The sequence below is a fragment of the Streptomyces sp. NPDC059037 genome (genome assembly GCF_042740015.1).
Lineage (GTDB): Bacteria > Actinomycetota > Actinomycetes > Streptomycetales > Streptomycetaceae > Streptomyces.
On record NZ_JBHYIG010000127.1, the window covers coordinates 1 to 10,242 of the forward strand.

The window sequence follows — 10,242 nt, forward strand, 5'->3', positions numbered from 1 at the left end:
GTATGTGCGTCTAGAACGTGCCCAGCTTGATGATCGCCAGGATCGCCAGGAGCTGGATCGACGCAGCGCCCAGCGCCTTCGGCCACGGCAGGTCGTGCGACTTGCTCACCATCGTGGTGAGCAGCGCGCCCGCCGCGACCCAGGTCACCCAGCCGAGCAGCTGTACGAAGGGCTGGCCGCCGCCGAGGAACATCGCGACCACCACGCGGGGCGCGTCCGTGATCGACATGATCAGCATGGAGAGGCCGACCGTCGGCTGCCAGGCGCCGTCGCCGCCGAGCTGGCGGGCGAGGGTGTGCGTGACCACGCCCAGGATGAAGGTGCTGATCGTGATCGCGACGCCGGTCGTCAGGACGAACGGGACGGCCGACGAGAGCGTGGCGTTGATCGCGTCCTCGCGGGCCGCGTCGAAGCCGAAGATCGCAAGGAGGCCGTAGAGGAACGTCACGATGACGGCCGGGGCCCACATCGCGTAGTCCCGCATCTGCAGGAAGGTCGGGCCCGGGTGCAGCACGATGCCGCGCAGCAGGTCCTTCCAGTGCAGCCGCGGGCCCATCGGGGCGCTCGCCTGGCCCGCGCGGTAGGTGTCGCCCTGGGTGTAGGGGTCCTCGCCGATGGAGAAGGCCTGGGTGTGACCCGGGTTGTTCGCGGCGTACGGGTCGTAGCCGCCCCCTGGCCCGCCGTGAGCGGGGTCGTCATCCGGTCCGCCGAAGTATTCCGGCTCCCCGTGATTGCCGCCGCCCGCCTGCGGCCACTGCTGCCCGCCGGGCCCGCCAGGCCCGCCCGGCCCCTGGCCGTAGGGCTGACGCCCGTACTGCTGAGGGCCCGGAGGCGCCTGCGGATAGCCGTACGGCGGCTGCTGGCCCTGGGGGGCCTGCTGCCCGTACGGCTCCTGCCGCGGTCGTTGTTGCGGTCGCGCTTGCGGGGCGCGGTTGTCCCGGCCGCGTCCGATCCTGAATCCAGCCACGAATCGAACGTACCTGGTCTGAAGGGGCGGGGGCGTCCCTCCCCAGGAGGAGAGGGGCTTTGCCGCCGACCTGTGACAGCCCCTAGGGGGATCCCCGAGGGGTCAGTGGCCGAGCACCGCTCCGTAGGCCAGTGGGTCCGACGAGGCGGGCAGGGAGAGGGACTTCGGGGTGATGACCGGGCCGGGTGAGAAGGAAGGCAGGTGCCAGACGCCGCCCGCCGCGGCGTTCTCGCCGGGCGCGCCGGCGTTCAGGTCCGCGTAGCCGTCGCCGTTGTGGTCGTTGATGGTGAGCGCCGCGCCGAAGGCGTCACCCGATTCGGCGACGCCCGGGACACCCTCGGAGTTCTGCTGGTACCCGACACCCGTCGCCGACCCGGACGCGTCGATGAGGCCGATCGCGCCGCCCTTGAGGACGGTGAAACTGCCCGCACGGGCCGCGCTGCCGATCGCCTCGCCGGGGGCGCCCGCGATCAGGTCGTCGTGGCCGTCGGCGTCGATGTCCGCCGCGGCGAGCGCGTCGCCGAAGCCGTCACCGGTCTCGGCGACGCCGGGCACGCCCGTGGTGTCCTGGTTGAGCGTCTGCTGCTCCCAGCCGAAGCTGCCGTTGGCGCCGCCGAACCGGATGTGGATGCCGCCGCCCTTGGTGAGCTGCTCCGGACCGCACGGGTCGTCGATGTTCTCGTCGGCTATCTCGCGGCAGTTGCCGACGGCGAGGTCGTCGTAGCCGTCGCCGTTGAAGTCGCCGGAGGCGAGGGCGTTCGCGGCGCCGTTGGAGTTGTTCCAGAAGTTGCCCATGGAGCCCTCGTCCTTGTTCCAGCCGTAGAGGCGCAGGTGGGACTGGGTGTAGGGCTGGTTCTGCGTGTAGTAGCCGAGGGCGAGGTCGGGAAGCCCGTCGGTGTTGAAGTCGCCCGTCGTCATGACGGGGGCGCGGCCGCCCATCCGGTCGGCCATGAGGGTGCTGGTGCCGGCGGTGAGCGGGTTGTAGTTGGCGACGACCTTGTCCTTGGCGCCGATCGCCAGGTCGACGTCCGTGTCGCCGGTGAAGTCGGCCGCGACGAGGGCGTTTCCGTACGTGTCGCCCGACGCGGCCCCCCGGGCGGCGGTGCCGGCCTCGGAGAAGCCGTCGCCCGCGCCGTACAGGACGGTGACCGAGCCGGCGTCGGTCTTGGCGTCGATGTCCTCGCCGGGGGCGCCGATGACGAGGTCGGCGTACGGGTCGTCGTCGATGTACGCGGACGTGACGGCGGCCCCGAAGCGGTCACTGCCCTCCGGGGTGCCGGGCACCTCGACGGTGGCCTGCGTGATCCGCCGCGCGCCGTGCCGTCCGGGACCGTTCTCACCGCCGAAGACGACGCTGACGTAACCGGCCTTGGCCTTCCCGTCGACGCTGCCGCTGGGCACGCCGACGGCGAGGTCGGCATAGCCGTCGCCGTTGAAGTCGCTCTCCACAGGGGTGGGTTCGGCGGCGACGGAGGTGCCCGCGAAGGGCAGGGCGAGGCCGGTGGCGGCCAGGGCCGTGGCCGTGGCGGCGATGGTGGTGACGCGTGCGCGCAGGGACACAAGGACTCCAACTCGTGTGTGAAGACGGGTACTTCGGTACGGGTGATGCGCAAGTTCGGGCGCTGTCTCAGTCATTGACCGCCTCGCCCAGATGCGAGCCGGCAGCCAGGCCGTAGTCCGCCGGGCTGAAGACGTCCGCGCCGGACGTCGAGAGTCCCGAGCCTGTGCCGCGCAACTGCCAGACGGCGCCGCTCATCCGGTTCTCGCCCGGCGCGGTCGTCGCGAGGTCGGCCCTGCCGTCCCGGTCGAAGTCGGCGAGCCGGACGCGCGCGCCGAACTCGTCGTTGAACTCCGCGGCGCCCGGCACCCCGGCCGTGCTCTGCGAGAAGCGCCTGGCGCCGGTGGCGGTCGGGCCGGTGGCGGAGCCGCGCAGCACGAGGACGTCGCCGGTGCGGGTGTGGCCCTCCAGGGATTCGTAGGAGACGCCGACCGCCAGTTCCGCGCGGCCGTCGCCGGTGATGTCGGCGATGGAGAGGTCCGCGCCGAACTGGTCGAGGGGCTCGTTCTCGCCGGGGATGCCGGAGGTCCCCTGGTGGTAGGTGCGGCGCGTGCGGCTCAGGCCGCCGGTGGCGTCGGCCTCCTCCGTGCCCTGGAAGACCATCACGTAGCCCGCTTCGCGGCTGGGGTCGGCGATGCCGTTGCTGTACAGGTCGGGGCTCGGCAGACCCACGGCGAGGTCGTCGCAGCCGTCGCCGTTCAGGTCGCCCGCCGCGGAAGTGGTTCCGCCCGCGAGAGCCGCCCGGTCGTAGAACTCGGACTTCTCGCCCGTCGGACCGCTGCCGTAGACCACGGTCGTGCCGGGCACGGTCACCGCCAGTTCGTCCTTGCCGCCGCCCGAGAAGTCACCCACCGCCAACTGCCCGGAGCCCACTTGGTTGTTGCCGCCGCGCGCGTACAGCGGCTCCGGCTCCGGCAGGGACGTACGGCTGAAGCCGCCCTCGACCAGCCAGAGGCCGGAGGCGTCCGAGAGGACCACCTCGGGCGCGGCATCGCCCACGAAGTCGCCGACGGCGGTGTCGGTTCCGAACCACTGCTGGCCTGCGGGGGCCGGGTCGGCCAGGGACGTGCCGCCGCGGAAGGGGGTGGGGCCGCCCCACAGGACCGTGACGGAGCCGCGCGCCCACAGGCCGTCGACCGTCTCGGCCTCGCTGGTGACGAGCAGATCGGCGTATCCGTCGCCGTCCAGGTCGCCGCTGGAGAGTGCGGTGCCGAACAGGTCCTCCGCCTCCGCGCCGCCGGGAACACCCGGGGAGTCCTGGGTGACGTACACGCGCTTGCCGGTCAGACCCGAGGCCGAGCCGAAGGTCACCAGGATCGCGCCGGCCCGCTTCTTGCCGTCGACGGTCTTCGACGGCATGCCCACGGCCAGGTCGCGGTGGCCGTCGCCGTTGAAGTCGTCTGCGTACCGGGCCGGCGCGGCCGTGGCCGGCGCGGGCAGGGCCAAGGGGGTGAGGGCGGCCGTGGCCAGGGTGGCGACGGCGGCGATGATGCGTCTGCGCATGAGTCGTGTCCTTCGGTCAGCCCGCGAGGTCCGACCCGAAGGCCGAGTACGCCGTGGAGAGGCCAAGCCCGCTCGGGCCGAAGCTGGTGGATGCCGTCGTGGAGTAGAGGGAGCCCGCGGTGCCGGGGAGATGCCATACGGCGCCCGCGTCGTCGTTCTCCTGGGAGGCCGTCGCCGTGAGGTCCTGGCGGCCGTCGGCGCCGATGTCCGAGCAGAGCAGGGTCGCGCCGAAGCCGTCGATGGACTCCGCGCTGCCGGGGACGCCGGGGCTGTCCTGGGTGAGGTTGAGCGCGCCGGTGGTGGTGAGGCCCGATGCGGAGCCGCGCAGGACGGTGACCGCGCCGGCACCCAGGATGAGGTCCGGTTCGGCGCCGATGCTCTCGCCGGGGGCGCCTGCCGTCAGCTCCGCGTGGCCGTCGCCGTCGAGGTCGCCCACGGCCACCGACGCGCCGAAGTTGTCCCCGTACTCGGCGGCGCCCGGCACGCCCGCACTGCTCTGCGTCAGGGTCGTACGGCGGGTGGCGCTCGGGCCCGACGAGGTGCCGTAGACGACGCTGACCTCGCCGCCCTTGGAGCCGGACGGCTCGTCGCCGGGCTCGTCGGGGTTGCCGACGGCGATGTCTCCGTAGCCGTCGCCGTCCAGGTCGCCGATGGCCGCCGTGGTGCCCGCGCGCAGGCTCGCGCCCTTGGTCAGGCCCGCCGATGTGCCCTTGTAGTAGACGGCCGCCCCGAGGTGGTCGCTGTTGGTCTTCCTGCCGGTGACCACCAGGTCGGTCTTGGCGTCGCCGTTCACCCGGCCCGCCGTGAGGGTCGGGCCTTCGAGCGGTGCGGCGTACGACGTGATGGTGCCGGTCGAGCCGGACTTGGTGAACGGGCCGCGGATCAGGCGGATCTTGAAGGGATTGGTGCCGGTGTCGCCCTGTGCGGACACGGCGAGGTCCGGCTTCCCGTCGCCGGTGAAGTCACCTGCGGCCAGGCCGAGCCCGAAGTAACTGCCGTGCAGCGGCTGGGGGTTGTCGACGGTCGTGCCGCCGGACAGGCCGCCCGCCGAGCCCCAGACGATCACCACCGTGCCCGCGTCCGGGTGGCTGCCGGTCTTCTCGCGCGAGGACGTGACGACGAGGTCGCTGTATCCGTCGCGGTTCAGGTCGGCCGCCGCGATCCGGTGGCCGAACTCGTCGTCCTTCTCGGCCTCGCCCGGCACTCCGGGCGAGTTCTGGCTGATGACCGTGCGGCGGGCCGGGTCCGGGCTGCCGGAAGCCGATCCGTACGCCACGGCGACATGACCCGCCCAGGACTTGCCGCCGACCGTGGCGGCCGGGGCGGAGATCGCCAGATCGCGGTGGCCGTCGCCGTTGAAATCGCCGGAGAGTCCGGACGGCGCGGCCGTGGCCGTGCCGGGCAGGGCGGTGAGCAGGGCGGTGACCAGGCCGGTGGTCGTGAGGGACGCGGCCAGGGGGATGGTGCGGAGGCGCACGGGAGCTCCGAGATGAGAGATCGGGGAAGCCGGGCCCGCACGGGGGGAGCGTGCGGGCCCGGCGGCTTGGGGGAGGGGCGAAGTGGCGGCTCAGTCCGCGAAGTTGGAGCCCAGGCGCGCGGTGCCCGTGGCGGAGATGCCCACCGTGGACGTGTAGATGCCGGCGCCGGAGGCGAGCGTGCCGTCGGCGTTGGAGTCCAGGACGTAGAAGGCGCCGTTGGCACCGTTCTCGCCCAGCGCGCCGATGGCGACCTCGCCGCGGCCGTCCGCGTTCAGGTCGTCGATGTGGACGTCCGAGCCGAAGTAGTCGTTCGTCTCATTGGAGTTGGGGACGCCCGGGGTGTCCTGGCTGAGCAGGACCGCGCCCTGCGTGGAGAGGCCCGAGCCGTCCGCCGCGCCGTAGACGAGGGTCGCCGAGCCCGCGTCCGAGACGCCGTCCAGGTCCTCGCCGGGGGAGCTGACGACCAGGTCGAGGTGGCCGTCGCCGTTGATGTCGCCGAGGTCCAGTTCGGCGCCGAAGTTGTCGCCGTTCTCGCTGCCGCCGGGGATGCCCGGCGAGTCCTGGGTGATGGTCTCGCTGCCGCCGTAGGGGCCGTTGGCGTTGCCCTTGACGACGTACACCGTGCCGCCCTTGTTGGCGCCGTCGATGCCTTCGTCCCAGGTCAGGCCGATGATGACGTCGCCGTAGCCGTCGCTGTCCGTGTCGCCCACGTCGGTGATGTAGCCGGCGGGCAGCCGCTGGACGCCGGTCGTGGTGATGCCGTTCGCGCTGCCGGGCAGCCAGAGGTTGGCGTTGTAGCCGTCCGCCGTGGAGTAGCCGTCGACGATCAGGTCGTCGCGGCCGTCGCCGTTGACGTCGCCGGAGTGCAGGTTGAAGGGGCCCGCGCCTTCGCCGCTGTGGATGGGCGGCAGGACCGTGTAGTGGCCGCCGGGGGTTCCGGTGCGGGTGATGCCGCGGTCGAAGAGGTCGATCGTGGCGGCGCCCGAGCTCGCGCCCACGGCGAGGTCGTCGGTGCCGTCGCCGTCGAAGTCGCCCGCCTGGATGGGGCCGCCGAACTTGTCGTGCTTGGTGGGGCGCGGGTCCGTGAGCGTGCTGCCGCCGGAGAGGCCGTTCGGCGAGCCCCACAGGATCTGTACGGTGCCGCCGTCCACGTCCGTGCCGACGTCCTCGCCGATCGCGGCCACCGCGAGGTCGTCGTAGCCGTCGCGGTCGAAGTCGCCGTACGCGGTGTCCGCGCCGAAGGCGTCGCCCGCCTCGGCGGTGCCGGGGACGCCCGCGCTGTTCTGGCTGTACGTGGTGTGCCGCCGCTCGGCGCCGCCGTACGTGACGACGACCTGGCCCGCCTTGTCCTTGCCGCCGACGTTCGCGTGCGTGGCGGAGGTGGCGAGGTCGGCCGCGCCGTCGCCGTTGAAGTCCGCGTCGTCCGGCTGGGTCGCCGCGGGGGCGGCGGTCGCGGTCGTCGCGGTGAGGGTGAGGAGGCCGCCTGTGAGGGCCGCGGCGGCGGCGGTGGCCGCGGCGAGGCGGCCGGGTCTGTGGGTACGGGGGGTGGGGCGCTTGTGCTTGGGCATGTGCTTGGGCTCCTGTTGGCTGCGGGGTAATCGGGTGGGTGAGTGGGTGGGTGGGAAAAATCCGCCGCGAAGCGGCGGGTCTACCGCGCCAGTACGGTGCCGTACTCGCTCGCCCCGGTGAGCCCCAGCTTCCCCGGAGTCACCGAGACCACCGCCGGGTTCGGCCCCTCCTTCGGGGTCGCGGAGTACCAGACGCCGCCCGAGCCGCCGTCCTCGCCGGGCGCGCCGACGGCCACGTCCGGGTACGCGTCCCCGTTGTAGTCACCGGCGGCGACCCCGGCGCCCAGGCGGTCGCCCGCCTCCGCCGTGCCCGCGACGCCCGCGGAGTTCTGGCTGTAGGCGGGCCCCACCAGGGGCTTGCCCGTGCCGGCCGAGGCGAGGATCCAGTACGTGCCCGCGTTCGCCGCGGTGCCCACCGCCTCCGCGTCACCGCCGACGATCAGTTCGTCGATGCCGTCCCGGTCGAGATTGGCCGCCGCCAGCGACGCCCCGAAGTTGTCCCCGGACTCCGGGCTGCCGCCGACCTCGGGCGTGCTCTGCGTGGTGCACGCGGAGCCGCCGCCGAGCGCGGCGCCCTGCTTGCCGTACACGGTGAGGACCGCGCCGCCGAGCCGGTCCTCGCAATGGGTGCCGTCCGCCTCCGGGTTCGCCGTGACGCCGCCGAGCGCGAGGTCGGCCGTGCCGTCCCCGTCGAAGTCGCCCGCGGCGACCGACGTGCCGTAGTCGCCGGTGCTCCAGAAGTTCTGCCACTCGCCGGACGCCTTGCGGACGACGAAGGTGCCTGAGCTCTCCATGCCCTTGTACGTCACCGCGAGGTCGTCCTTGCCGTCCCCGTCGAAGTCGGCGGATGCGTAGGCGCGCGGGCCGCCGAACTGGTGGTTCTCGACGATGGCCGGCCTGGTGTTCGTCGCCGACGTGATGGGCCCGGGGCGCATCATCGTCGCCGTGCCCTCCTCACCGGCGATCGGGAAGACGAGGTCCTGCGTGCCGTCGCCGTCGTAGTCGCCGGTGCTGAGCGCGCCGCCGATCCTGGAATCCTCGGAGCCGCCCTTGGCGGCCGTGATGCCACCCTTGGCGAAGCCGCCCGCCGAGCCCCACAGCACGGAGATGGTGCCCACGTCGGGGGTGGTGTCGATGGCCTCGCCGGGCGCCGACGCGATCAGGTCGCTGTAGCCGTCGCCGTTCAGGTCGGCGGAGTGGACGGCCGTGCCGAAGCGGTCGCCGGCCTCCACCGTGCCGGGGACGCCGGCCGTGCCCTGGCCGACGTTCGTCGAGCCGTGCTTCCCGAGGCCGGACGCGCCGCCCCACACCACATTCACGTACCCGGCCTTGGTCTTGCCGCCGACCGTCGCGCCCGGCACGCCGACCGCGAGGTCCGCGTATCCGTCGCCGTTGTAGTCGGCCCGCGGCTTCGACGGCTCGGCGGCGGACGCGCCGCCCGCCGTAAGGCCCGCGAGGCCGAGCACGGTGGCGGCGCCGAGCGCGCCCACCGCGAGGATCTTGTGCCGCGCGGGTCTGTGTGCGCGGTCAGCCGTCGAAACCACTGAGGTGTCTCCAACTCACGTAATAGGAAAGGGCAGTTGAGGCAGTGAAGTGAAAGGCGGGATCAGCGGACCGTGCGGCCGAAGCCCGCGCCCGCCGTGCCGACCCCGAAGTCCGAGCCGTTGAAGGACGCCGCGTACGACGACGTCAGGCCCGTCGCCGTGCCGCGCAGCACCCACACCGCGCCGACGTCCCGCGTCGTGCCGATGTCCTCGCCGGTCGCGCCGGTGGCCAGGTCCGCCTTGCCGTTCTTGTTGATGTCCTTGAGGCGTACGGAGGTGCCGAAGCCGTCGCCCGCCTCGCCGGCGCCGGGTACGCCCGAGGTCTCCTGGTGCCAGGACTGCCCCGAAGTGAAGGCGCCCGCCGACGACTTGAGCAGGACGACACTGCCGGTCCCGGCCACCGTGCCGACCGTCTCGCCGGGCGCGCCCACCGCGAGGTCGGGCAGGCCGTCGCCGGTGACGTCGCCCGCCGAGACGGAGGCACCGAAGCCGTCGCCCGCCTCGCCGGCGCCGGGAACGCCCGCGCTGTCCTGGTCGTACGTCACGGGCGCGCCGAACGCGCGGTCACCACCGAGCCGGACGGTGACCGAACCACCCTTCCCCGCACGGGAGTTGCCGGTGACGAGATCGTCGTAACCGTCGCCGTTGACATCACCGGCGGTGGCCGCGTCGCGCGTCGCCGTCGGGTCGTCTCCCTCGCCGAGGACCTCGGCCTGGTAGCCGTAGTCGCCGAAGCCGCCGTTCATGTGCGCGGTGTAGGCGCCGCCGTCCGCGCGCTCGCCGTACAGGACGAGGCCGCTGCCGTCCTTGACCTTGAACTTGCCCGCGATCATGCCGTCGAGGCGGGCGCCGTCGGGGATGAAGTCGACCTCCAGGCCGTGTACGCGGCCGTCCTCGCCCGCGCCGGAGTAGTACCACCAGTTGTCGCCGCTGATGACGCTCAGCTGGGGCGAGCCGTCGCCGTCGAAGTCGGTCCAGACGGTGGCCTCGCCGTAGCGGCCCGTGGTGTCGGCGGGGGAGTTCAGGACCCGGCCGCCCGCGGTGAAGCCGCCCTGGCCGCCCCACAGGATGGTGACGGAGCCGGACGGCTTGCCCTCCACCTTCTCGCCGGGGGCGCCGACGATCAGGTCGGCGTAGCCGTCGCGGTTCACGTCACCGCTGGTGATGTTCTCGCCGAACTCGTCCTCGGGCTCGGTGACTCCGGGGACCTGGGTCGAGTTCTGGGTGAGGGTGACGGCGCGGTTGGCCGCGACACCGGATGCCGAACCGAACGTCACCATCACGGAGTTGCTGCCCGGCGTGCCGATCGCCAGGTCGCGGTAACCGTCGCCGTTGTAGTCGTCCTTGAGGGTGGACGCGGCGATCGCCGTCCCGGCGAGCGGCAGGCTCAGGCCCGCGGCGGCGAGGGCCGCGACGCCGGCGGCGATGGCCAGGTTTCGTACGCGCACGTGGAACTCCCGGGAGTGGGGCGATACTTCCGGGGGTGTGACCTGCGAGACGTACGAATGGTTGTGCGAGAGGGGAGAGAAGGTGACGCCCGGATGAACCAGGGGGGTGCGCCCCGTCAGGGGCGCGGGGGCCGGCGCGCCAAACCCCCACCAACCCCCCCGCGAGAAAAACCCCC

Annotated in this window: 7 protein-coding genes; all 7 read right to left on the reverse strand. The window is 73.0% G+C overall.

Annotated features, from left to right (window positions below; all coding sequences use genetic code 11):
• Positions 1–10: 10 nt before the first annotated feature.
• Positions 11–967 carry a Yip1 family protein gene (locus tag ACFWY6_RS24770; protein ID WP_384694252.1) on the reverse strand — a complete coding sequence of 319 codons (957 nt, stop codon included), beginning with the start codon at positions 965–967 and terminating at the stop codon, positions 11–13.
• 102 nt (positions 968–1,069) lie between these two features.
• Positions 1,070–2,527: an FG-GAP-like repeat-containing protein gene (locus tag ACFWY6_RS24775; RefSeq protein ID WP_384694255.1), complete on the reverse strand. Its 1,458-nt coding sequence runs from the start codon at positions 2,525–2,527 to the stop codon at positions 1,070–1,072.
• A 67-nt stretch (positions 2,528–2,594) separates the two neighbouring features.
• Positions 2,595–4,028 (reverse strand): FG-GAP repeat protein, encoded by a 1,434-nt coding sequence (locus tag ACFWY6_RS24780; protein WP_384694258.1) that lies wholly within the window; start codon positions 4,026–4,028, stop codon positions 2,595–2,597.
• 16 nt (positions 4,029–4,044) lie between these two features.
• Positions 4,045–5,505, reverse strand: coding sequence for an FG-GAP and VCBS repeat-containing protein (locus ACFWY6_RS24785; RefSeq protein ID WP_384694261.1), 1,461 nt, complete (start codon positions 5,503–5,505; stop codon positions 4,045–4,047).
• A gap of 90 nt (positions 5,506–5,595) precedes the next feature.
• Positions 5,596–7,074 (reverse strand): VCBS repeat-containing protein, encoded by a 1,479-nt coding sequence (locus ACFWY6_RS24790; protein WP_384694264.1) that lies wholly within the window; start codon positions 7,072–7,074, stop codon positions 5,596–5,598.
• Between the two features lie 80 nt (positions 7,075–7,154).
• Complete coding sequence (locus ACFWY6_RS24795; protein WP_384694267.1) at positions 7,155–8,618, reverse strand: FG-GAP-like repeat-containing protein; 1,464 nt, start codon at positions 8,616–8,618, stop codon at positions 7,155–7,157.
• Positions 8,619–8,680: 62 nt separating this feature from the next.
• Complete coding sequence (locus tag ACFWY6_RS24800) at positions 8,681–10,066, reverse strand: FG-GAP repeat protein (RefSeq protein ID WP_384694270.1); 1,386 nt, start codon at positions 10,064–10,066, stop codon at positions 8,681–8,683.
• Positions 10,067–10,242: the final 176 nt, after the last annotated feature.